This window comes from Flavobacterium phycosphaerae, assembly GCF_010119235.1.
In the GTDB taxonomy this organism is placed as follows: Bacteria; Bacteroidota; Bacteroidia; order Flavobacteriales; family Flavobacteriaceae; genus Flavobacterium; species Flavobacterium phycosphaerae.
Map to the genome: position 1 here is coordinate 1,050,203 of NZ_JAAATZ010000001.1, position 23,388 is coordinate 1,073,590.

General features: G+C 36.8%; 19 protein-coding genes. 12 read left to right on the plus strand and 7 right to left on the minus strand.

Going from position 1 to position 23,388, the window contains the following annotated elements; translation table 11 throughout:
* Nucleotides 1-156 precede the first annotated feature (156 nt).
* The 6 genes from GUU89_RS04680 (at nt 157) to GUU89_RS04705 (ending at nt 10,009) form a co-directional block, all read left to right on the plus strand.
* Nucleotides 157-3,534 carry a DUF4175 family protein gene (locus tag GUU89_RS04680; protein ID WP_162126835.1) on the plus strand — a complete coding sequence of 1,126 codons (3,378 nt, stop codon included), beginning with the start codon at nt 157-159 and terminating at the stop codon, nt 3,532-3,534.
* Nucleotides 3,527-3,946, plus strand: coding sequence for an rRNA maturation RNase YbeY (gene ybeY, locus GUU89_RS04685; RefSeq protein WP_162126836.1), 420 nt, complete (start codon nt 3,527-3,529; stop codon nt 3,944-3,946). The genes GUU89_RS04680 and ybeY overlap by 8 nt, the downstream gene beginning before the upstream one ends.
* A gap of 80 nt (nt 3,947-4,026) precedes the next feature.
* Complete coding sequence (gene mnmG / locus GUU89_RS04690) at nt 4,027-5,898, plus strand: tRNA uridine-5-carboxymethylaminomethyl(34) synthesis enzyme MnmG (protein ID WP_162126837.1); 1,872 nt, start codon at nt 4,027-4,029, stop codon at nt 5,896-5,898.
* Between the two features lie 90 nt (nt 5,899-5,988).
* Nucleotides 5,989-6,834 carry a class I SAM-dependent methyltransferase gene (locus GUU89_RS04695; RefSeq protein WP_162126838.1) on the plus strand — a complete coding sequence of 282 codons (846 nt, stop codon included), beginning with the start codon at nt 5,989-5,991 and terminating at the stop codon, nt 6,832-6,834.
* A 240-nt stretch (nt 6,835-7,074) separates the two neighbouring features.
* Nucleotides 7,075-7,638 (plus strand): OmpH family outer membrane protein, encoded by a 564-nt coding sequence (locus GUU89_RS04700; RefSeq protein WP_162126839.1) that lies wholly within the window; start codon nt 7,075-7,077, stop codon nt 7,636-7,638.
* Nucleotides 7,639-7,738: 100 nt separating this feature from the next.
* The gene (locus tag GUU89_RS04705; protein WP_162126840.1) at nt 7,739-10,009 is read left to right on the plus strand and encodes a helix-turn-helix domain-containing protein; all 2,271 of its coding nucleotides are present in this window, start codon (nt 7,739-7,741) and stop codon (nt 10,007-10,009) included.
* On the opposite strand, the gene GUU89_RS04710 is transcribed toward GUU89_RS04705, so the two are convergent.
* Both GUU89_RS04710 and GUU89_RS04715 read right to left on the minus strand, forming a co-directional pair.
* Nucleotides 10,006-10,389: a DoxX family membrane protein gene (locus GUU89_RS04710; RefSeq protein ID WP_162126841.1), complete on the minus strand. Its 384-nt coding sequence runs from the start codon at nt 10,387-10,389 to the stop codon at nt 10,006-10,008. The genes GUU89_RS04705 and GUU89_RS04710 overlap by 4 nt on opposite strands.
* A 2-nt stretch (nt 10,390-10,391) precedes the next feature.
* Entirely contained in the window at nt 10,392-11,543 is a 1,152-nt protein-coding gene (locus tag GUU89_RS04715; RefSeq protein WP_162126842.1) for a DNA polymerase III subunit, read from the minus strand.
* A 320-nt stretch (nt 11,544-11,863) separates the two neighbouring features.
* On the opposite strand from GUU89_RS04715, the gene GUU89_RS04720 reads away from it, so the two are divergent.
* The 5 genes from GUU89_RS04720 to GUU89_RS04740 all read left to right on the plus strand — a co-directional run bounded on the left by GUU89_RS04720 (nt 11,864) and on the right by GUU89_RS04740 (nt 17,378).
* On the plus strand, nt 11,864-12,148 hold the full coding sequence (locus tag GUU89_RS04720; RefSeq protein WP_162126843.1) for a helix-turn-helix domain-containing protein: 285 nt from the start codon (nt 11,864-11,866) through the stop codon (nt 12,146-12,148).
* A gap of 224 nt (nt 12,149-12,372) precedes the next feature.
* On the plus strand, nt 12,373-13,560 hold the full coding sequence (locus tag GUU89_RS04725; RefSeq protein WP_162126844.1) for a phosphoglycerate kinase: 1,188 nt from the start codon (nt 12,373-12,375) through the stop codon (nt 13,558-13,560).
* A gap of 96 nt (nt 13,561-13,656) precedes the next feature.
* Nucleotides 13,657-15,909 (plus strand): LysM peptidoglycan-binding domain-containing protein, encoded by a 2,253-nt coding sequence (locus tag GUU89_RS04730; protein ID WP_162126845.1) that lies wholly within the window; start codon nt 13,657-13,659, stop codon nt 15,907-15,909.
* A gap of 113 nt (nt 15,910-16,022) precedes the next feature.
* The gene (locus GUU89_RS04735) at nt 16,023-16,922 is read left to right on the plus strand and encodes a DUF4837 family protein (RefSeq protein ID WP_317163855.1); all 900 of its coding nucleotides are present in this window, start codon (nt 16,023-16,025) and stop codon (nt 16,920-16,922) included.
* A gap of 6 nt (nt 16,923-16,928) precedes the next feature.
* Entirely contained in the window at nt 16,929-17,378 is a 450-nt protein-coding gene (locus tag GUU89_RS04740; protein WP_162126847.1) for a GNAT family N-acetyltransferase, read from the plus strand.
* Here GUU89_RS04740 and GUU89_RS04745 read toward each other — a convergent pair.
* From GUU89_RS04745 to GUU89_RS04760, 4 genes are all read right to left on the minus strand, one after another.
* On the minus strand, nt 17,375-18,187 hold the full coding sequence (locus GUU89_RS04745) for an OmpA family protein (protein WP_162126848.1): 813 nt from the start codon (nt 18,185-18,187) through the stop codon (nt 17,375-17,377). The genes GUU89_RS04740 and GUU89_RS04745 overlap by 4 nt on opposite strands.
* A 1-nt stretch (nt 18,188) precedes the next feature.
* On the minus strand, nt 18,189-19,826 hold the full coding sequence (locus tag GUU89_RS04750) for a S41 family peptidase (protein ID WP_162126849.1): 1,638 nt from the start codon (nt 19,824-19,826) through the stop codon (nt 18,189-18,191).
* 83 nt (nt 19,827-19,909) lie between these two features.
* A complete protein-coding gene (gene rnpA, locus GUU89_RS04755; RefSeq protein WP_162126850.1) occupies nt 19,910-20,296 on the minus strand; it encodes a ribonuclease P protein component in 387 nt (128 codons plus the stop codon).
* 3 nt (nt 20,297-20,299) lie between these two features.
* Nucleotides 20,300-20,713, minus strand: coding sequence for a hypothetical protein (locus tag GUU89_RS04760; RefSeq protein ID WP_162126851.1), 414 nt, complete (start codon nt 20,711-20,713; stop codon nt 20,300-20,302).
* A gap of 152 nt (nt 20,714-20,865) precedes the next feature.
* Between GUU89_RS04760 and GUU89_RS04765 the strand changes: the two genes are divergently transcribed.
* Nucleotides 20,866-21,456 (plus strand): hypothetical protein, encoded by a 591-nt coding sequence (locus GUU89_RS04765; RefSeq protein WP_162126852.1) that lies wholly within the window; start codon nt 20,866-20,868, stop codon nt 21,454-21,456.
* A gap of 35 nt (nt 21,457-21,491) precedes the next feature.
* On the opposite strand, the gene GUU89_RS04770 is transcribed toward GUU89_RS04765, so the two are convergent.
* On the minus strand, nt 21,492-23,381 hold the full coding sequence (locus GUU89_RS04770; RefSeq protein ID WP_162126853.1) for a M1 family metallopeptidase: 1,890 nt from the start codon (nt 23,379-23,381) through the stop codon (nt 21,492-21,494).
* Between the last annotated feature and the right edge of the window lie 7 nt (nt 23,382-23,388).

A 23,388-nucleotide genomic window follows, 5' to 3' on the forward strand; every position in this document is an offset into this window, starting at 1 on the left:
TATAATTTTCAAATTAACATTGAGCTTCCTCAAATGTGGTGCAAAGATAAAATTTAATTAGCCACTTATAATCGAATTTTCATTGGCAATTTTTTAACGCTTGGGTATTCAGTAAAAATTGTACATTTATCGGTTATAAAAAAGAATTGCAACAAAGTGGAAAAATCAAACCTTATTTATCAAAAGCTGGAAGACTTCATCAAGAAGTTTTATACCAATGAATTACTAAGAGGCACTATTTTTTTCGTCGGATTGGGATTGCTGTATTTTATCTTCACGCTTTTTGTGGAATATTTTCTTTGGTTAAAACCAACCGCCAGAACCATTCTCTTTTCGTTGTTTATTATTGTTGAGCTTTTTCTGTTGTTGCGGTTTATTTTGTTTCCTCTTTTCAAACTTTTTAAACTCCAAAAAGGGATTGATTACAAAGAAGCTTCTACCATTATCGGCAATCATTTCAATGAAGTAGGCGACAAGCTAACTAACTTTTTACAATTAACACAAGATCAAAACAAGTCAGAATTATTGTTGGCATCGATAGATCAAAAGGCCGGGACATTGCAACCGGTACCTTTTGGTAATGCAATCAATCTGACTAAAAATAAAAAATATCTGCCTCTTGCTGTAATTCCAATTTTGTTCTTTTTGTTTTTCCTGATTTCGGGAAAAGGAGAAATTTTATCACAAAGTTTGAATCGAGTAGTGCATTTTAAACAGCAGTTTTTGCCACCGGCACCATTTGAATTTGTGGTGCTGAATAACAACTTACAAACAGAACAGAATAAAGATTTTCTGCTGAAAGTTAAAACGGTTGGGAATGTGGTTCCTGAGAATGCCTTAATTTTTATTGGTGATGAAAGTTATTTTATGGAAACCAACAAGGCGGGTGAATTTGAATTTGTCATTCCGAAGCCATCTGAAGATTTAGAATTTCATATCGAAGCCAACGATGTTTCTTCTCACGATTATGAGTTAAAAGTGGTGACAGTTCCTTCTATCGCTAATTTTGAAATGGTATTAAATTTTCCGGGTTATTTGAATAAAAAATCAGAAGTAATAAAAGGCACAGGCAATGCTATCATTCCTGAAGGAACTAGAGTTACTTGGCGTATGAACACTTTGGCTACCCAAAAAGTTGACTGGGTGAATGAGAGCAATCATTTTACTTTTACCAAAAATGAGAACCAGTTTTTATTGTCCAAAAGCATACTTCAAAATATAGATTATCAAATCTTGACCTCTAATGCAAAAGTTCAGAATTACGAGAAACTGAATTATCAGATTTCAGTAATTAAAGATCAGTTTCCAACTATTACAGTCAATAATGCTCCGGATAGTTTAAAAGTAAACAAGAATTTTGTGCTGGGCCAGGTTTCAGACGATTACGGATTATCTAAGCTTCAAATTATCTATTATCCAAAAGACAGGCCAACGGCCGCTAAAAAAGCTCCGATTAACGTTAAGAGAGACGTCTACGACCAGTTTGTGTTTTCTTTCCCAAGCAACCTTCCGGTTGAAGAAGGAGTTTCTTATGAATACTATTTTGAGATTTTTGACAATGATGCTATTCACAATTATAAAAGTACCAAGTCTTCCGTTTTTAGTAACCGAATTGCAACCGAAACCGAGAAACAGGATGAAATGCTACAACAGCAAAATGACAACATTAATTCTTTGGCCAAATCGTTAAAAGCACAAGACAAGCAACTTTCCGAAATGGATAAATTGCAAAAAATGGGCAAAGAGAAAGATAATTTAGAATATAAAGAGCAACAAAAAATTGATGATTTTATTCAGCGTCAAAAGCAACAGGATGAGATAATGAAGGAGTTCTCGGAGAAGATGAAAGACAATTTAGAGCAATTCAAAACTGAGAAGAAAGACGAAAAAAAGGAACTGCTTCAGGATCGTTTAGAAAAGACTAAAGAAGAATTAGAAAAGAATCAAAAACTTCTTGAAGAACTTAAAAAACTGAATGACAAAATAAGCAAAGAAGAGTTGTTCGAAAAAATGGAGAAATTCCAGCAAGCCAGTAAAAATCAAACCAAGAGTTTGGAGCAATTGGTTGAGTTGACTAAACGTTATTATGTAGAGAAAAAGGCTGAACAAATTGCAGATAAACTGGAAAAGCTCGCTAAGAAACAAGACAAGCTTGCTGAAAAAAATGAAGAGAATAGTGCCGACAAGCAAGACGAAATTAATAAAGAATTCGACAAGCTACAGGAAGAATTAAAAGATCTCGAAAAGGAAAACAAGGAGTTAAAAGCGCCAATGGATATTCCAAAAACAGATGAGAAAGAGAAAAGTATTGACGAAGATTTAAAAGACGCCAAAGAACAATTGCAGAAGCAACAAAAGGCCAAAGCAAAGCCAAAACAAAAAAGTGCTTCCAAAAAAATGAAGCAAATGAGTATGCAGATGATGGAGGGAATGGATGCCGGTGAAATGGAGCAAATGGAAGAAGATGTTGCTATGTTGCGTCAAATTCTTGATAATCTTTTAGCTTATTCTTTTTCGCAGGAAGATGTATTGAAACAGTTCAAGAACTTAAAAAGAGGCGCACCTTCATTTAATAAGAATTTAAAGATTCAGCAAGATCTAAAACAACAATTCAAACATGTGGATGATAGTTTGTTTGCCATGTCATTGCGTAATCCGAAAATCGCTGAAGATATTACTAAAGAAATCGGAAACGTACAGTACAATGTCGACAAAGCAATTGAAACATTAGTAGAGGCTAATATTCCTAAAGGGAATTCACACCAACAATATGCTGTTTCTTCAGCAAATAAATTAGCCGACATGTTAAGTGATATTTTGAATAGTATGCAAATGCAGATGCAAATGCCGGGAGAAGGAAAAGGTAAACCAAAGCCTGGGCAAGGAGAAGGAATGCAGCTCCCTGATATCATTAAAAAACAAGATGGTCTTGGGGAAATGATGCAAAAGGGAATGAAGAAAGGGCAAAAACCCGGTGAAAAACCCGGTGATGGCAAAGAAGGCAATCAAGGCGAAAAACCTGGTGGCCAACAAGGAAATAAAGGAGGAAAGGGACAAAATGGAGGCAACTCCGGCCAGGGCAAAGGAAATGAAAAAGGAGGAGAAGAAGGGCAAGACGGCGAAGGTGATGCTAAAGCCATTATGGAGATTTATAAAGAACAACAACAATTGCGTGAGGCTTTGGAGAAAGAATTGAAGAAGCAAGGGATGGGAGGTAATGGTCAAAACACCCTAGATCAAATGAAGCAAATTGAAAAACAGTTGTTGAACAAAGGGTTCAATAATGAAACGCTTCAAAAGATACTTAACGTTAAATATGAATTGTTGAAACTTGAAAAAGCATTGCAACAACAAGGCGAAGATAAGAAGCGACAATCCGAAACTAACAAGAAAGAATTTAGCAATCAAGCCAATGCATTACCTACCAGACTTCAAGAATATTTAAATAGTATTGAAATTTTAAATAGACAAAGCTTACCTTTGCGCTCCAATTTTAACCAAAAGGTTCAAGAATATTTTAAAACCAATGATTAGTTTTAATTACGAGTTAGATTTTGCTTTAGATAATGAGGTAGCTTATGCTGAATGGATTTCCAAAGTCATAAGCTCCGAAATAAAGAACGAAGGAGAGATTAATTATATCTTCTGTGACGATGATTATTTATTGGAAATAAACCAACAATACCTCGATCACGATACATTAACAGACATCATTAGCTTTGACTATTCTGTCGGAAACGAATTACATGGCGATATTTTTATTTCTATTGAAAGAGTTCGTGACAATGCTAATGATTTTAATGTTTCTTTTGATGATGAATTGAAAAGAGTCATGGCTCATGGTGTACTTCATTATTGCGGATACAAAGATAAGTCTGAGAAAGATGAGCGAGTAATGCGTGATAAAGAAGAAGAAAAAATACTAATGTTCCACGTGAAACAATAATGATTGAGGAATTTAAGTTTTGGGATTCGATAAATCATTTCCCAATACCTAAACTCCCAATTCCTTAATCCTAAATAAAAATGTTTTTAGAAAAATACGATACAATTGTAGTAGGGGCTGGGCACGCTGGTTGTGAAGCAGCAGCAGCATCAGCCAATATGGGTTGCAAAACATTGTTAATTACAATGAGCTTGCAAAACATTGCTCAAATGTCATGCAATCCTGCTATGGGCGGAATCGCCAAAGGACAAATTGTTCGTGAAATAGATGCGCTTGGAGGTTATTCCGGAATTGTTTCGGATAAAACTGCCGTACAATTCAAGATGCTCAACAAATCCAAAGGACCGGCCATGTGGTCCCCAAGAGTGCAAAGCGACCGTATGCGTTTCTCTGAAGAGTGGCGGTTAATGCTTGAACGCACACCTAATCTTGATTTCTACCAGGAAATGGTAAAAGGGCTTTTGATTAAAGATAATAAAATTGAAGGTGTTGTTACTTCTCTTGGAATTGAAATTAAAGCCAAAACGGTTGTGCTGACTAATGGTACTTTTCTTAACGGATTAATCCACATAGGAGACAAACAATTCGGTGGAGGCAGAGCCGGTGAAAGTGCCGCCTACGGAATAACGGAAGATTTGATTAAAGTGGGTTTCGAAGCCGGGAGAATGAAAACCGGAACACCACCCAGAGTGGATGGGCGCTCTTTGGATTATTCTAAAATGCGTGAAGAACCAGGTGATTTAGTTCCGGATAAGTTTTCTTATTCCGACGAAACTAAACCATTAACACATCAAATTCTTTGTCACATGACTTATACTTCCAACGAAGTGCACAACATACTTCGCGAAGGCTTTGACAGATCTCCAATGTTCAATGGTAGAATTAAAAGTATTGGCCCAAGATATTGTCCGTCTATAGAAGATAAAATTAATCGTTTTGCTGATAAAGAAAGACACCAACTTTTTGTTGAACCGGAAGGATGGAACACGGTTGAAGTATATGTAAATGGTTTTTCCACCTCGCTGCCCGAAGATATTCAGTTTAAAGCTTTGCGTTCTGTGGAAGGATTTGAAAAAGTTAAGTTTTTCCGCCCGGGTTATGCAATCGAATATGATTATTTCCCGCCAACACAGTTAAAGCATACCTTAGAAACTAAACTAGTTGAAGGTTTATATTTCGCCGGACAAATAAACGGTACTACCGGATACGAGGAAGCCGCCTCTCAGGGATTAATGGCAGGAATCAATGCTGCTCTTAAAGTGAAAGAGCAAGAGCCAATGATTTTGCGTCGTGATGAAGCTTATATTGGGGTTTTAATTGACGATTTAATCACAAAAGGAACCGAGGAACCTTATCGAATGTTTACTTCCCGCGCAGAATATAGAACCCTATTGCGTCAGGACAATGCCGATTTCCGTTTAACAGCAAAGTCTTATGAAATAGGATTAGCTTCTGAAAAACGCTTAAAAAGAATGGAGTATAAATTCAATGAAAGCGAAAAAATGGTCAACTTTTTTAAGGAAACAAGCGTTACGCACGAAGAAGCCAATCCAATTTTAGTCGAAAAAGAAAGTGCACCTATGTCTCAATCGGATAAAATGTTCAAAGTGTTTTCCCGACCTCAAATTGAATTAGAAGATATTTTGAAGTTTGAAAAGGTTCAAAATTATATCCAAGAAAATGATTTAGACAAAGAAATAATCGAACAAGCCGAAATCCAAGTTAAGTATTCCGGATACATTGAGAAAGAAAGAAACAATGCCGAAAAACTAATTCGTTTAGAAGATATTAAAATCCCGGAGAATTTCGATTACGAAAAAATCAAATCCATGTCGATAGAAGCCAAACAGAAATTAAGCAAAATCCGTCCGGTAACCATATCGCAAGCCTCCAGAATAAGTGGTGTTTCCCCGGCCGACATTTCGGTATTATTAATCCACATGGGAAGATAATCTTTAAAGTAAATTTAAAACCCTAATCCAAATTCAAAGAGCGTTCCACGTGAAACCAACTTCGTTAAGCCTTACCAATACAGCCTTTATATGAGTTTTCAAAATAATATTTTTTTTCAAAAAGTTAGAGATTATTCTGTTTCCAAAGAAATTTTCGAATTGCATCACAATCCGGAATATGATATGTTGCTTACCTTTCCTAAACCCAGTTTAGAAAAATTACCCGGATATTATGAAAGCGATGACTATATTTCGCATACGGATGGAAAGCGCTCATTGTTTGAAAGAATGTATCATTTAATAAAAAATGTAGCACTCAAAAACAAACTGAAATTAATCAACTCAAAATCTCCTAAAGGGAAATTATTAGATATTGGTGCCGGAACAGGTGACTTTTTAGTAGTAGCCAAAAACGATGGTTGGCAAATTACCGGAATCGAACCAAGTCCAAAAGCAAAAACAATAGCGATTAATAAAGGAGTAACATTTGCAGATAGTCTGGCAATGCTGGAAGATAATTCTTTTGATGTAATTACCATGTGGCACGTATTAGAACATGTTCCCAATCTCGAAGAATACATTTCTGAATTAAAAAGATTATTGAAACCATCAGGAACCATTGTAATCGCGGTGCCAAATTTCAAATCGTTTGACGCCAACTTTTACGGAAAGTATTGGGCTGCTTTTGATGTGCCGAGACACCTTTGGCATTTCTCCAAAAACGCCATTGCAAAATTGTTTTCAGAAAAAGAAATGAAATTAATGGAAGTACTCCCAATGAAATTTGACAGTTTTTATGTGAGCTTACTTTCTGAAAAATACAAAACCGGTAAAATGAATTTCATACGAGCATTTTTTGTCGGCCTAAAGTCAAATCTCTCCGGAAACAAAACAAAAGAGTATTCCTCGCACATTTATATCCTGAAAAACCAGTAAAAAGCCATTAAAACGATTGATTTAAATCAAATTTACCAAAATGTAAATATACTTATCAGAAATTCAAAAGTCTTTTAAATCGCTTTATTTAAAGTCAAAAACGATAATCTCAGCCAATTATTATAGTATTTAAGATAAATAATAATTATCGCTTTAAAAATGACCCAAAAACAGCAATTTCTAACTTTAGATTATTGAATTTTATTTTTATACTTTTGAAAACCGAAAAAAAAATATAGAATGAAGAAAACAGTTATCCTTTTTGCAATGGCCATCTCAATTATGTCCTGCAACAAAACTACAGAAACAAAAGAATTCAAAACCGCCTATATCGATACCTCCAAATTGATGGAAGAATCAACAGAAGCCAAAGATATCGAAGCCAAATACAAAGACAAATCCAAAGTTATGGGAAGTCAGTTAGAAGCTGAAGTTAATCGTTTCAAATCAGAAGCGGCAAGTTTCAAACAAAATGCAGCTACTAACGGTCAGGCTTGGGCCCAACAAAAAGGAGCTGAATTACAACAAAGAGAACAGCAGTTAAATTATGCGCAACAAGCCATGTTACAGCAATTACAACAAGAAAGTGGCGTAGAAATGGACTCTTTGGTTAAAACCTATAAAAAAATCATCAAAGATTTTGGTAAAGAAAAAGGGTATGATTACATCTACGGAACAGGTGATGCACAATCCATCCTTTATGCCAAAGACAACTATGATATCACCAAAGAGGTTATAAAATTGGTAAACGACAAGTATAAATCGTCTGATAAAAAAGAAGAAAAACCGGCCGATAAAAAATAAACCCGAAAACGGTTAAATTAAAAGATCTTCAGTATAGAAGGTCTTTTTTTTTGCGGTTGACCTACAATGTTTTATATTTGTTTTTGTAAAAAAATTACCCATGAAAATGCAATCACAAGAAGCTCAGTATGTATTGCAATTTATTAATCAAACTAATAAATCCATTTTTCTAACCGGAAAAGCGGGTACCGGAAAAACTACACTTCTTAAAGAAATTATCCAATCTACACACAAAAATACGGTAGTAGTAGCACCCACAGGAATTGCCGCTTTAAACGCCGGAGGGGTCACCATCCATTCCATGTTTCAGTTGCCTTTTTGGGGTTTCATTCCCGAAAATGTAGCCCCTGACTTCTCTGAAAATACCAAGTTTGAAACCAAAACAACTCTCCGTAGACATTTTAAAATGAGCGGTTTGAAAAAATTGGTTATCCAAAACATGGAACTCCTCATCATTGATGAAGTAAGTATGTTGCGAGCTGATTTAATGGATGCCATCGATTTTATGTTGCAATCAGTTCGCAAAAAGAATCTCCCATTCGGAGGGGTGCAAGTGCTTTTTATTGGCGATTTATTACAACTTCCTCCGGTGATTCGCGAAGAAGAATGGCAAACTTTACGAAAATATTACAAAGGAAAGTTCTTTTTCCACGCCCATAGCATACAACAAAACCCACCATTATATATCGAATTATCAAAGATTTTTCGTCAAACTGATGACCGGTTTATTGGGATTTTAAATAACCTGAGAAACAATCTGATTACACCAAATGATATTGAAATTTTAAATCAATTTGTACAACCCGATTTTGATTTAAAAGCAAATGAAGGCTTTATAGTGCTTACCACACACAATAGCAAGGCGGATACTATCAATACACAATCACTACTCGATTTAAAGGGTAAAACCACCGTTTTCAAAGCTGAAATCACGGGCGACTTTCCCGAAAAAATATACCCGCTTGAGGAACAACTAGAACTTAAAAAAGGAGCTCAAATCATGTTCATCAAAAACGATTTATCTTTAGAAAAGCAGTATTTCAATGGTAAAATGGGCATCATCAAGTCGCTTTCTGATAATGAAATCATCGTTCATTTTCCGGAAGAAAACAAAACCATCGAAGTCGAAAAATACGAATGGCAGCACATCAGGTATTCGGTTAATGAAAACACCAAAGAAATTGAGGAGGAAGTTTTAGGCACCTTTGTACACTATCCCATAAAATTGGCTTGGGCCATCACGGTTCACAAGAGTCAAGGTTTGACGTTTGACAAAGCAGCGCTCGATGTATCAAAGGTTTTCCTTCCCGGGCAGGCTTATGTAGCACTTTCGCGTTTACGGTCATTAAAGGGCTTAATTTTGCTTTCACCACTACAAATGAATGGCATTGCTAACGATCAAGATGTGGTAAATTACGCGCTGAATAAAGCAACACCGACAGTTTTAGAAAACACCCTGCAGCAAGAAACTAAAGAATTCATTCATAACTACCTGACGGAAACATTCCAATGGAACGAACTGGCGGTAGAATGGCAGCAACATGTATTGAGTTATAATGAAAAAGCCAATGCTTCAGAAAAAGCAAAACACGCACTGTGGGCAAAAAAACAAACCGAAACTATTGACAATCTCCTGGTGCCCGCCCGAAAATTTATAGCTCAATTAAATCAATTATTTAAAGAAGATACGGTAGAACTAAACCACGTTTCAGAACGAATTCAAGCCGCCTATGATTACTTTTGGAACCCTTTGGATTCAATCGTTTACGAAGTTTTATGGAAGATAGAAGAGGTAAAAAGAATCAAAAAAGTAAAAGCCTTTTATGAGGAATTAGTGGTTTTAGAAGAATGGCAAACCAAAACCATTTTGCGATTGATGAAAGCCAAACTATTGATGAAAATAGTAGCCAATGGCGAAACCCTTTCAAAAGAAAAACTAACCTCTGATGAAATCAAACAGTACAAAATCAAAAAAATAACACTCATCCAAAGTGAGTTTAAAAAGGCAAATCATTCTTTAATCGAAGAGGAAGCCGATGTAGATCGTTATGCTAACAAGAAAAAATCGTCTAAAGAAGTCAAGAAATCTACCCTCGAGAAAACCCTCGAATTATGGCTGCAATCAAACTCTACAGAAGATATTGCCCTGATACGCAAAGTTACCGCGGCCACCATAAACGGGCATTTTGTAAAATTAATTGAAGCCAAAAAAATGCACATTTCAGAAGTGCTGCCCCAAGATAAAATTGAGGAATTAAAACTTGTTTTTGAAGACTTTAAAGGCGAATCCTTGACCGAATTGAAAGAAACCCAAGGCGAAAAATTCACTTGGGAAGAACTAAAAATGTTTAAAGCCAGTTTAGCCGTTTAACTCAACCAAAAAACAGCCAATATAGAAGGGATAAAATAAATGGCTATAGTCCGCGCACCATCGTAATCTTTAGCCAATCGCTGACCAAACAGCATTAATATCAAGGTAATACTCGAAAAAACAGCACCGTAAAAACCAAAATTCCTACCGCCGTTCACCAGCAATTCTACACAACCCACCAACGTAAAAACGCCGGTAACCAGTTCCAAAATCAAAAGTAAAAACAAGGCCAAGGGCACATAGTTTTTTAAAATCGTTTGAGCAAAATGGCCTTTGAGCCAATCCACATTACTTTGCCAACCAAAAACCTTGTCATAGGCCGATTGTATAAAGGTTACGGCCAAAAAAAGCAACACTAATATAGAAGCAGTATTATTCATAACTAGTCATTTTTATGGATTAAACGAGTAAGTTTTATTGATAAATCAGTCAAAATTATTTTGGCATTCCCATTCCTTTCTATGTGATAAATAGCATCTGAAAGTTCTTTAAATATAGCATTTATATTAGTCCCGGTAACAAAAGGAGCAAATTTTTCCAAACTGAACTTATCCACCGTAGGCTCCAAGTACACCAGTTTATCCGCCCGATAGTTCAACAACAAAGCCTGTCGAAACATGGTAATGCAATAATTCAAAAACTGCTTTTGACCCTCGCGACCCAAACCGGCAATCTCCTCACTCCATAAAATCAAATCCTGTATAGCAGCCGCGTTACCCTTAGCCCTGAAAGCCGCCCTAACCCAATCCACAAACCATTTTTCAAAAGGCAAATCATCCGCATCGTTATGAATAATATGAATGGCTTTGTTATAATTACCCTGTGCCTGGTGCGCCACTTTAGTAGCCGAAGGCTCATCCAAAAAATACTGCTCACGCAAGGCTTTAGCAATCACAGCTTCGGGCAAGGGCCCAAAATGGAGTACCTGACAACGCGAACGTATCGTCTGAATAATATCTTCTTCGTTTTCCGAAATCAAAATAAACAACGTCTTTTCAGGCGGTTCTTCCAATAGTTTCAAAAGTTTATTCGAAGCGGCAATATTCATTTTATCGGCCATCCAAACAATCATAATTTTATAACCGCCTTCATAGGATTTCAGTGCCAAAGCTTTTAAAATGTCCTGAGCATCATCCACCCGAATCTCCCCTTGCTTGTTCTGAACACCCAAATGTTTATACCAGTCAAACAAACTCCCGTAAGGAGAAGCCGACACAAACTCCCGCCAATCCATAAGGAAATCAGCACTCTTGGGCTTCGACTTCACGTCTTCATTAGCCACATTCGGATACACAAAATGCAAATCAGGATGCGATAACGACTGAAATTTTAAATTGCAACTTTCATTACCACCACTGTTTTCAATACCGGTATTATTACACAAAACAAACTGCGCATAAGCAATAGCCATGGCCAAAGTACCACTGCCTTCGGGCCCAACAAACAATTGCGCATGCGGAATCCTCCCCGACAACGCGCTGGTAATTAAATGATTCTTAATATAATCCTGTCCAAGGATGGCTGAAAACTGCATAAAGCAAATATAACAGAAATATTTGGCTATCCGAAAATATATCCCCTTACACAAACCGCAATAGGCTAAACACAAATCGAAACCTTCTAAACACATAACGAAAGCTTCTAAACGCGAATTAAAACCAGCTAAGCCAAAGACGAAATATGATTGTTCCAAATCGAAATAATCCAAACCAAAAAGACAATCAGCTAAGCCAAAAACGAAACCCGCCAACCCCGAATCGAAATGAAATAAACACAAATCAAAAGCAGCTAAACTAAAAACGGAACGGTTTTTGCAAAAATCAAAACAGTACTAATCCTAAAAGCAATAGTAAAATGATAAAGTTAAACATCCGTCAAGCGCTAAAAAGCAAAGGCATCGAAAACACTCATCAGTTTTTAAACCAATGTCAAATCCCCTATCACACCGCAAGCCGATTGCTGAACAACAATGTAGAGAGCATCAACTTTAAGTACCTCGAAAAGATTTGCTTACACCTCCACTGCACCATTGACGACCTCTTCCTCTGGATTCCCGAAGACACTAAAACTATATCACCCAATCATCCGCTGCAAAAACTGGTACAAAAAGCAGCAAACCAAACCATTACACAAAAATAAAACAACTCCCCTTCGACCAAATCCAACAGATCAATAACTACATCGATGAGCTCAATAATCAAAAAGAATAAACCGCAAAACAAGACGGTCACTTTTGTAATTAATTGAAAATTAAAATAATAAACCTTAAAATTTCCTTAAAAATCATCGATTAAAACACAAAAAAGAACGATGAAATTAAATTTTACTATATTTGCAAGGATTCAAACCCTTTAAAAAGCCAAATGAAAACACTTCAGGATTTTAACTTCAATGCCAAAAAAGCCATCATTCGTGTAGATTTCAACGTCCCTTTAGACGAAAATTTTAACGTAACCGATGACACCCGAATTGAAGCCGCAAAGCCAACCATCGACAAGATTCTGGCCGATGGAGGAAGCGTAATTCTAATGTCACACTTAGGCAGACCTAAAGGAAAAGAAGATCAGTTTTCATTACGTCACATCGTGGCGAAATGTAACGAAGTATTGGGCGTAAAAGTGCAGTTCGCTTCCGATTGTCGTGGCGAAATCGCTCAAAATGCCGCCAACAATTTAAAACCGGGGGAAGTATTACTGTTAGAAAACCTTCGTTTTTACACAGAAGAAGAAGCCGGAGATGAAAACTTTGCAAAAGAACTCGCTTCATTAGGCGATATTTATGTAAACGACGCCTTCGGAACAGCACACAGAGCACACGCTTCTACAACTATCATTGCCAAGTTCTTTCCTAACCACAAATGTTTTGGAATGCTGTTGGCCAAAGAAATAGAAAGCTTGAATCGCGTACTTAATAATTCAGTAAAACCAGTAACTGCAGTATTAGGAGGTTCAAAAGTATCCTCAAAAATCACAGTTATCGAAAACATATTAGACAAAGTAGACCACATGATTATAGGTGGCGGAATGACGTTTACTTTTGTTAAAGCACTGGGCGGAAAAATCGGAAATTCCATTTGCGAAGACGACAAACAGGAATTAGCCTTAGAAATTTTGAAGCTGGCCAAACAAAAAAACGTGCAAATACACATCCCGGTTGATGTCATAGCCGCCGATGCCTTTGCAAACGATGCCAATACACAGATAGTTGATGTACGCGAAATCCCTGATGGATGGCAAGGCCTTGATGCCGGTCCCCAATCATTAGAAAATTTCAAAGAAGTAATCATGAATTCAAAAACCATCCTTTGGAATGGGCCTCTTGGTGTCTTTGAAATGGAAACCTTTGCCCAAGGAACCATAACATTAGGAAATTACATAGCCGAAGCAACAGCAAACGGAGCCTTCTCACTAGTAGGTGGCGGGGATTCTGTGGCAGCAGTAAAACAATTCGGTCTCGAAGAAAAAATGAGTTACGTTTCAACCGGCGGTGGCGCCATGTTAGAAATGTTAGAAGGAAGAACGTTACCGGGCATAGCAGCAATTTTAAATTAATTTAAAAGAGCAACACAATAAAAGACAATTATTTACGTTGTAAATCAAGCCATTTACAACCCATAAATTTGAAAATACCACATATACCACAGTATTATGATTATAAAAAAAATAACGACCTTAGCCCTACTCTTGGCTTCCACGGTAATCTTTGCTCAGGATGACCTCAGTATCGCACCGTTCAAAAAAGATTTAACTAACAAGCAAGTCTTAGATTCAATCAAAGCCACTTTTGTTCACGATAAAATAGCCTCGTGCATCGATAGCTTGTGGATGAAAGAATTAGCCAGTTTAGACTTGTACAATGAGCTAACTCTTGACATCAAAAACATCAACGTTGATGAAAAAGTAGACTACGAATTACCAACGGCTCTCTTGAAAGAAAGATTAAAGAAAATGGATGAGAAATCACCCTTCAATATCGAGTACAATCAAGGGTTGGAAAATGTAATCAAATCGTTCTTAAAGAACAGAAAAAGAGCTTTCGAACGGTTGATGGGTATCTCTCAGTTTTATTTCCCAATGTTTGAAGAAGCCTTAGCCTCCCAAAATATTCCTTTAGAAATTAAATATCTAGCTGTTGTGGAGTCGGCTTTAAATCCAAGAGCCGTTTCAAGAGTTGGCGCTACAGGTTTATGGCAGTTCATGTACCAAACCGGAAAGCAATACGATCTAAACATCAATACTTATGTTGATGATAGAAATGATCCTTTAAAATCAAGCTACGCCGCCACCCAATACATGACCAATATGTACAAAATCTTTGGTGATTGGGATTTAGTGTTAGCGTCATACAATTCAGGACCGGGTAACGTAGCCAAAGCCATAAGACGTTCAGGCGGACAACAAAATTATTGGAATATCAGAAAGAATTTACCAAAAGAAACTCAAGGGTACTTACCGGCATTTTTGGCCACCATGTATATTTTTGAATACCACAAAGAACACGGTATAAAACCGGACAAAGCTATTGCGAATCATTTTGCTACTGATACCATCATGATTAAAAACGCAATGACTTTTAAACAAATCTCTGCTTTGCTTGATGTTCCTGTGGCAGAACTACAGTTTTTAAATCCATCCTACAAAAGAGAAGTAATTCCTTTTATCACCGGAGAGAATCATTACTTGAGATTGCCAATAGATAAGATTGCCGTGTTCACTTCTAACGAAGATAAAATCTACGCATACGTTCAATACGAAGAAAGCAGAAGAGAAAGACCATACGAAAGCATGTTGGCTTCCAGAGACTCTATCAGTTCTTCAGCATCAAGAGTAAAATACCACAGAGTAAGACGCGGAGAAAGCCTAAGTGAAATTTCAGATCGGTATGGAATCGCCATGTCAGATTTAAAAAAATGGAACAACCTTAGAAGCAGCAAAGCTCCAAAAGGTAAAAAATTAAAGATTTATACCAATGAGGCAGTAGCTTCCAATGATAAGAAATCAGCAAAGCCGGATACCATTTCGGTAAAAGAATCTACCGCTATAGCTTCAACAACAGCAAAAGTTTTTAAAGAAGAGAAAGTGGTTTCGTTCAAAGATGTTGTCAAATATCACAAAGTGAAAAAAGGTGACAACTTGGGTGAAATCTCAGATAAATACGGTGTTTCCGTTGCGGATGTAAAAAAATGGAACCATTTAAAAGGCAGTAATATTTCTTTAGGAGCCAGTTTAAAAATCATCAAAAACGAAAGAGTTGTCACTACGGTAAGAAAAGAGGTTAAAAGTAACAAACCTTTGGAGACTAAAATTGAAACAGCCGTGGCTTCAAACGAAACCAATGATGATATCGCTCAACACCCTAAAGATTATTACGAAGTACAAAGAGGCGATAACTTATTCAGCATTGCCAAAAAATTTAATGTTCGTTTGGAAGACCTAAAAAAATGGAACAATTTGGATGACTTGAATGTACAACAAGGTTCTAAATTAGCTTTAGCCAACACAGAAGAAGCAGCTAAAGAAGAAGAGCCAAAAACTGAAACCAAAATCGTTGAATACAAAGTTAAAAAAGGCGATAATTTAGGAAGCATTGCCCGCAAATACAATGTGGCCGTAGCTGATATCAAAGAATGGAACGAGTTGGAAGACAACAATATAAAATTGGGCACTTCGCTTATTGTTTCTAAAAAAGAAGTAGCGGTTAACGAGGGTAAATCTTCTAAAAAAGAAAATATTGCGTCTAACGACCTTGACGAAGTAAAATTATACTACGTTAAAAAAGGCGATTCATTATTCAGTATTGCCAAAAGATACAACGTAACCACTGCAGATATCAAAAAATGGAACGGTATTAAAAACGAAAGTTTAAAACCGGGAATGAAGTTAAAAATTAACAACGGTTAATCCGAAAATCTTCTATAAATTTGGGTTTTATTTCAGTTATGAATAAAACCCTTTTTTTATGGTTTTTAGGTTCAGTTTGCCTGAGTTCCTGTTCGTTCAAAAAAAACGATAGGTTGCCCGACGAATCTGCTGCAGCCATAAACACTATTGCGGTTATCATTGACGATCAGCTATGGAACGGTGAGGTTGGCGACAGCATTCGTAATAAATTTGCCTCTCCGGTTTTGGGTTTGCCGCAAGAAGAACCTTTGTTTTCCATCAACCAATATCCGGTAAAACTTTTTGAAGGCTATTCTACAGATAGCCGCAACATCATCATCATTAAGAAGGACATTGAAAACAAATTCGAAATCAAAGAAAACGAATTTGCTTCGCCACAAAACGCTATTCATATTTCGGGAAAAACCGCTTTTGAAATCTTGGAGTTATTAGAAAAAAACACACCTGCCATCATTCAAAAAATGCGGGCAACCGAAATCGCCCAAGAGCAAAAAACCTTCAAAGATTCTTTGTTAGATACCAAAAAGATTCAGAAAAAGTTCAACATCAATTTGTTGATTCCGAAGAAATACGAATATGTGATGCGCCGAAAAAACTTCATTTGGCTCAAAAAAGAAATCACCAGCGGCAACAACAGCCTTATCATTTATGCAATCCCTTGGCAAAGCATAGGCCGCAATAATGCGGTGAAAGACATTATCAAAACCAGAGACTCCATCGGAAAACTATACATTCACGGCTCGGCCTATAAAACACAAATGGTTACCGAGGAAGCCTATTCTCCTTATTTTTCAAAAACCACTTTGGCTGATAACAAAGCCTATGAAACCAGGGGGACATGGCAAATGAAAAACGACTTCATGTCGGGACCGTTTATCAACTATGTGATTTTTGATAAAGCCCACCGCAGGATACTAGTCTTAGAAGGATTTTGTTATGCACCTTCCAAAGAAAAACGAGATTTGATGTTTGAATTGGAAGCAATTATTAAGTCTATTCAAATCAAAAAATAAATACAGATGAATTTAGAATGGAAAATAAAGCGTTTTGAGGCACTTTCAGCAAGTGAACTTTATGATTTACTACAATTGCGCAGCGAAGTCTTTGTAGTGGAGCAGGATTGCGTTTATCAAGACATTGACGGCAAAGACAGGAAAGCATTACACCTCATTGGAGAGGTTGACGGTGAAACGGTCTGTTACGCCCGATTATTTAAACCCAATGATTATTTCGAGCAAGCTTCTATTGGAAGAGTTGTGGTGAAACAAACTTATCGCGATAAAAAACTGGGACACGTCCTAATGCGCGAAGCCATCATCGTTATGAAAAAACATTTCGATGCCACTAAAATTACCATTTCGGCTCAATTGTATTTGAAGAAATTCTACGAAAGTCACGGTTTTATTCAAACCAGCGAAATGTACTTAGAGGATGATATCCCCCACATTGAAATGAAAAAAGGAAATTAAACTTTCGAAATCACTAACTCCACTCTTCGGTCATATTCGGCGCCTTTGCCCAGTGGCACGGTATTGCCATAGCCTTTAAAGGTCATACGGTCTTTAGAAATCTTTTTCCAAATCAAATATTTATAGACGGCTTGGGCACGGTTTATAGAAAGCTGACGTTTCTTGGTGTCCATATCAATAGCTTCCTTTTGGTAAGGCGGTGTGCAACACACATGCCCTTGAATTTCAAACTGAAGATTTTTATATTTCAGCAATAACTTGGCAATTTTATCCAATTCGGTTTTAGTTTTAAAGGTCAACTTGCTGCTGCCTCTGTCAAATAAAACATTATCAAGATAAACGTGGTCGCCAACAATATGATGCTTTTGGATGGTATTGTAATAGCCGGGAATTTCAATTTTTGGTAAAGGTTTTAGGTTCAATACCACATCCACACGACGGTTTTTGGAACGCTTTTCCGGAAGATTTTCCACGATGTCGTCATCAATCAAAATTCTTCCTTTCCCTTCAATGGTAATGATTACTTTGTTTTTAATGCCGCTTTGAATGAATTTATTCTGGATAGCAGTCGCTCGTTTGGTAGAGAGTTTATAATTATAAGCTTCTTTGCCGATGTCATCAGTATACCCAAAAATCTGAATGGATTCAATACGGGTGGAATCGGTTTTTTTGATAAAATCAACAGCTTCATTGGCCTGTTTATCATTTAATGCAAATTTGTCAAAATCAAAATAAACAGAGTGAACAACTTCTTCCTGAGCATGCAGGAAGCCAAAAATCAGCAATGGCAGGTATTTAAATAACTTCATATTATATTTTTAAAATCTTGTTGTATTCCGCTTTGTCATTTAATACTTCTACGGCTTTTTTGATTTCGAAATTGTTTTTAATGTAATATTGATATAATCCTTCTTTGTATTGGTATCTTTTGATAATCTCATCCAAAAGTAAATTCTTGATTTCAGCCTTATTCTTGTCAATCAAAGTTTCTTCACTTCTTTCAATCGAAGCTAACAATTGTTGATATTCGGCAGTGATTGCATTATCTATATTTTCTTTTTTGGCTTTCTCCAAAGTGTTTTTCAAAGCTATTTCAGTTTCCGTATCAAAGGCTATTTTTTCACGTTTCAGGAAGGCTTTAAAATCAGCAATTTCAGCATCAGTAATCGTTGGAATCTTATCCCCAAGATTTGGATTTTTATAATAGTAATATGTAGCATAATTAAAGATACCATCGTTTTTTTGCAACGCATCAGCAATGGCACTGGTCTTAGTGCTTTCTAAAACAATATCCGGCAAAATACCGCCACCGTCATAAACCGTTCTCCCCTTTTTGGTTTGGAAAGCGTTGTAATTTTTAGCATCGGTACGAATGGCTTTACCACTTTTGTCTTTATGAGCATAATCTAAAGCCTGAATACAGCGACCGGAAGGTGTATAATACTTAGCAATGGTAACTTTCACTTGAGTATTATAAACCATATCAAACGGGCGTTGTACTAACCCTTTTCCGTAGCTACGACTGCCTATAATTACGGCACGATCTAAATCCTGCAGTGCTCCCGAAACAATTTCAGAAGCCGAAGCACTTTTTCCGTCCACAATAATGGCTAAAGGAATTTCGGTATCAATTGGTTCGCGAGTCGTTTTGTTGGTGTTATTGTATTTGGTGTTTTTAGATTTAGTAGTTACTATGGTTTCTCCTTTTGGCACAAACAAACCGCAAATATTCACCGCTTCGTTCAACAAACCTCCTGGGTTCCCTCGCAAGTCTAAAACAATTTGAGTAGCACCATCTGCTTTCAGTTTTTCAAGGGCTTCTTTGGTATCGGAGAAAGCTTTGGCATTAAACTGCGACAACACAATGTATCCGGTTTTATCATCAATTTTTCCATAAAAAGGAACCGCTTTGACATCCACTTCATCCAAAATCAATTGCGCTGTCATGGGTTTTCCTTGGCGTAAAAATTTAATGTCGATTTTAGTATTCTTAGCTCCTTTCATCAATTGCGAAGCATCGTCTTTAAAGTCGGCCAAAAGCACATCGCCAATTTGTGTGATTTCGTCACCGGCTTTGAGTCCGGCTTTGTCGGCAGGATAGCCTTTATACGGTTCTTTGATGATGATTTTATCTTCTTTGCGAGTAATCAACGCACCAATTCCGGTATATTCCCCGGTGTTGTTGATTTTAAATTTAATCACATCCTGCTCATTGAAATAGTTGGTATACGGATCTAAATCAGCCAACATGCTTTTAATGGCTTTGTCCATCAATTCAGCGGCATTGGTTTCATCCACATAGTTTTGATTGATGGTTTTGAATAATGTGGTGAAGATTTCGATTTGTTTCGAAATTTCGAAAAAATCATCTTTAAAACTTACACCAATAAACAGAAATACGCTCAGTGTTATCGGTATAAAATATCTTTTTTTAATTTTTGAGAACATCTTGTTTATTTTTTCGTTTAAACCGTTTTCTGATTAGTACAAATAAGGCAACTAATGTAACAAATTTTTGGGTGTAACGTACTTTAGTTTTTTTCTTCTTCCTTAATGGTTTTAATAAACTTTTCAAAAAGCTGAATCGTCTTTTCGTTGATTTCCGTATAGGTCAATTTGTCTTTGGTTTGGTAAAAAAACATCAGACAATATTTGGTATCGATATGCTCAATCAAAATCGCTTTGTTGAGTCGGTAACATTCCCGTAAAACCCGTTTGAAATAGTTACGGTCAACAGCATGTTTAAAATGTTTTTTGGAAACAGAAACAGCTATCTTCAACGGTACGTTTTCTTCAAAATCGTGTTGAATGTAAACCAAACGCAAAGGGTATTTGCCTACCGATTTGCCTTTGGTAAAGAGCAAGTCGATGATTTTTTTGCTTTTGAGCTTTTCTGCTGCCGGATAAGAAGTATCCATGAATTAATTGTCGTTGTAGACGTTGTAAACGAATTTTACTTCATTATAATTGATATAAATCTGCATTCGGTTGTTCTCTTTTTTCTTGGTAATAATAAATATTTTACACTTCGAAAACTTGTTGTCCATACACTCAAAAGGAACAATATTCACTTCATCCGTATCTTCAATTTCTCCGTAGGCTTTGATTTTAAAGGATTGCACTTCGGCTGAATTTATGGTAATCAAATCTTTTTTGGCGTCCAGCGTTATTAAAACATTGGCATCAACAAAATCAGACCATTCATTCCAGGTATTGTCACTTTTTTTATCGGTATAACTAACACTGCTGGTTTTGAAACGGATGGGTTGGGCAGAACTTTTTTGTAAACCCAAGCCCAAAACAAGCAAAAGAAATAGAATTTTTATAGGTTTCATTGTATAAAAGATTTGCAGCAAAACTACAAATTCTATTCCACAAATTTCAGCGTTGGGTAACAACTCCGGTTTGATTGACAAACGAATAATTCTGAAATACTTTTTTTATCAAAAGGATTCTCCTAATTTCGTCATTCCTCTAAACCCTTTTCATGAGAAAAACAATACTATTGTTCCTATTCCCGGTGTTGCTTTGGGCACAAAAAAAGGAAGCCATTTATAAAAAACTGGCCACCTATACCTGCGACTGTGTTGGTGGAAAAAAAGAAGTCACCGATGTTAATTTAGGGGTTTGTATTTTTGAAGCCCTTGGTCAGTTGAGTAACAAAGAACGCAGAAATATTGATGTGAATCAGGATGATAAAATGAAAGCCATTCAAAATATTGCCGAAAGTGTTGGCATCGAAATGGCTATTATTTGCCCGGATGTGTTTGCTAAAATTGCCGAAAATAAAGCGGAAGACACTGCCATATCCGATGAGGACGAACTTGATTTATTCTATACCGGCACTTTCGAAAGTATGGCGACGCAGGAGTTTAATACCATTATTTTGTTAGATGAAAAAAATGAAAAGCAGGAGTTCGTTTGGCTTTTTACTTTTGAAGGAGACAATCTGTTTATTAAAAACAAAATTGTAAAAGGAGACAAGCTAGAAATTCACTACCGTCAACAAGATTTTTTTGACCCGAAACAAAACAAATACCGGATTTACAACGAAATCACCAGTATCAAACTGTTATAAAAAAAAGCGAACGTATAAATGTTCGCTTTTTTTATTTATTGTTTCTCAAAAACATTATTCTCTCGTTTGACATCAGCCATTAATCCGCTGGCATCTAGCGTTATTTTTTTGATGGAGGCTTTTGCTCTCGGAATTTCAAAGAAATAGGTTGGATAGGCCCAAGCCCAATCGGACAACGTAGTTCTTTTTGTCGCCGGTGTTGGGTTTTCTTTTTCAAAACTCATCATCCGCAGCGGTATGTAAAAACTCTCTTTGGTGCCATCAGTATACTCTACTAAAACATCCATTGGCATTGGCATTCTGCCTATTCTTTCCAAAGTAACCCCCGTTCTTTGTACACCATCAGTGGCGCTTTCTACACTTTTAATTCCATAATCAATGGTACTGGTGGTTTCTGTCCAATGGTTTAGATACCAATCTAAATTGGCACCCGAAACCCGTTCAGCCGTGCGCTTGATGTCATTAGGTGTTGGGTGTTTGAATTTAAATTCGGCAAAATAACGTTTTAACGTTTTCATAGTGTTTTCTTTCCCAATCAAATAAATCAATTGCGTCCAAAAAAGCTCGCCTTTGTAATAAGAGCATGTGCTGTACACCTGATTGTAATCAAAGTGGTCGCCATGCGTAGATAAAGGTTGCTCTTTGCCCGAATTAGCCATGCTGATGTAGCTTTTATAACTATCTGTAAAGGGGTTTTCCACTCTTTTTTCAGTAATTTCATTTACGCCCATATCTTCCAAAAATGTGGCACCGCCTTCATCCATCCAAGGGTGTTTACTTTCGTTGGACGCCAGTACATGTTGAAACCAAGAATGCGCCATTTCATGTGAAATAATACCGTTTACTAAACCATCAAACGTACCTTCGCCTAAAACTAAAGTACACATCGCATATTCCATACCGCCATCGCCACCTTGTATTACGGAGTATTGGTCGTATGGATACTTGCCGATAGTTTTATTATAAAAATCCATCAACTGAACCGTTTTAGGTTGGGCTTTTTTCCAGTTGTCAATTATTTTCGGATTGTTTTTGTATAAAAAATGAAGGGTTGTACCAAAATTAGTTGGCACTACGTCGTGAATATATTCTTTATCGGCAGCCCAGGTAAAATCAAGTACATTGGGTGCTACAAAATGCCAGGTCAGTGTTTTTTCTTTTTTCGGAATCGTAACGGTAACACCGTCATCTTGGTAGTTGTAGCCTATTTCATTTTTGTTTTCTAAATAACCTGTTCCGCCTAAAATATACGCTTTGTCAATAGTAATAGTTACATCAAAATTACCCCAAACACCATGAAATTCGCGCGCTATATAGGGGTCGGCATGCCAGCCTTCAAAATCAAATTCAGCTATTTTCGGGTACCACTGTGCCATCGATAACTCCACCCCTTCTTTGTTGTTTCGTCCTGAACGTCGAATTTGTTTAGGCACCTGACCGTCAAAATCCAACGTCAGTGTAGTTGATTTTCCCGGTAATAAAGGTTGAGCCAAATCAACTTCTAAAATGGTGCTCACTTCTTTAATTTTAGCCGAAACCCCATCCTGCTTGAAATTGGAAATCTTTAAATACCCCATTTCATTTGGCTGTAAAGCATTAATACGGCTTTGTCTGATTTCTTTTCCGTCAGCACCTTTAGTTCGGGTAGCCATGCGGGCATCCGGATCAGGGATATTTTGAGCACGGACATCCATTTCACTGCCGGGTTGAAAGGCATTGTTGAATAAATGATAAAACACGCGGCGCAAGGTATCCGGCGAATTATTGGTATAAATTAATTCCTGTTTGCCTTTGTACTGATAGGTTTTGACATCCATAGTCACATTCATTTTGTAATCAACGTGTTGTTGCCAATAGCCTTTGGATTGTCCAAAAACAGATGTGATACTAAGGAAAATAAAACCAAAGAAAAGTTTATTTGTCATACGTACT

Excerpts from the sequence above, each read along its gene's own strand:
- rnpA (WP_162126850.1), bottom strand. The coding sequence starts at position 20,296 with ATGGATACTTCTTATCCGGCAGCAGAAAAGCTCAAAAGCAAAAAAATC.
- GUU89_RS04740 (WP_162126847.1), top strand. The coding sequence starts at position 16,929 with ATGAATTTAGAATGGAAAATAAAGCGTTTTGAGGCACTTTCAGCAAGT.
- GUU89_RS04770 (WP_162126853.1), bottom strand. The coding sequence starts at position 23,381 with ATGACAAATAAACTTTTCTTTGGTTTTATTTTCCTTAGTATCACATCT.
- ybeY (WP_162126836.1), top strand. The coding sequence starts at position 3,527 with ATGATTAGTTTTAATTACGAGTTAGATTTTGCTTTAGATAATGAGGTA.
- GUU89_RS04730 (WP_162126845.1), top strand. The coding sequence starts at position 13,657 with ATGATTATAAAAAAAATAACGACCTTAGCCCTACTCTTGGCTTCCACG.
- GUU89_RS04700 (WP_162126839.1), top strand. The coding sequence starts at position 7,075 with ATGAAGAAAACAGTTATCCTTTTTGCAATGGCCATCTCAATTATGTCC.
- GUU89_RS04710 (WP_162126841.1), bottom strand. The coding sequence starts at position 10,389 with ATGAATAATACTGCTTCTATATTAGTGTTGCTTTTTTTGGCCGTAACC.
- GUU89_RS04705 (WP_162126840.1), top strand. The coding sequence starts at position 7,739 with ATGAAAATGCAATCACAAGAAGCTCAGTATGTATTGCAATTTATTAAT.
- GUU89_RS04760 (WP_162126851.1), bottom strand. The coding sequence starts at position 20,713 with ATGAAACCTATAAAAATTCTATTTCTTTTGCTTGTTTTGGGCTTGGGT.
- GUU89_RS04695 (WP_162126838.1), top strand. The coding sequence starts at position 5,989 with ATGAGTTTTCAAAATAATATTTTTTTTCAAAAAGTTAGAGATTATTCT.
- mnmG (WP_162126837.1), top strand. The coding sequence starts at position 4,027 with ATGTTTTTAGAAAAATACGATACAATTGTAGTAGGGGCTGGGCACGCT.
- GUU89_RS04715 (WP_162126842.1), bottom strand. The coding sequence starts at position 11,543 with ATGCAGTTTTCAGCCATCCTTGGACAGGATTATATTAAGAATCATTTA.
- GUU89_RS04745 (WP_162126848.1), bottom strand. The coding sequence starts at position 18,187 with ATGAAGTTATTTAAATACCTGCCATTGCTGATTTTTGGCTTCCTGCAT.
- GUU89_RS04765 (WP_162126852.1), top strand. The coding sequence starts at position 20,866 with ATGAGAAAAACAATACTATTGTTCCTATTCCCGGTGTTGCTTTGGGCA.
- GUU89_RS04720 (WP_162126843.1), top strand. The coding sequence starts at position 11,864 with ATGATAAAGTTAAACATCCGTCAAGCGCTAAAAAGCAAAGGCATCGAA.
- GUU89_RS04750 (WP_162126849.1), bottom strand. The coding sequence starts at position 19,826 with ATGTTCTCAAAAATTAAAAAAAGATATTTTATACCGATAACACTGAGC.
- GUU89_RS04725 (WP_162126844.1), top strand. The coding sequence starts at position 12,373 with ATGAAAACACTTCAGGATTTTAACTTCAATGCCAAAAAAGCCATCATT.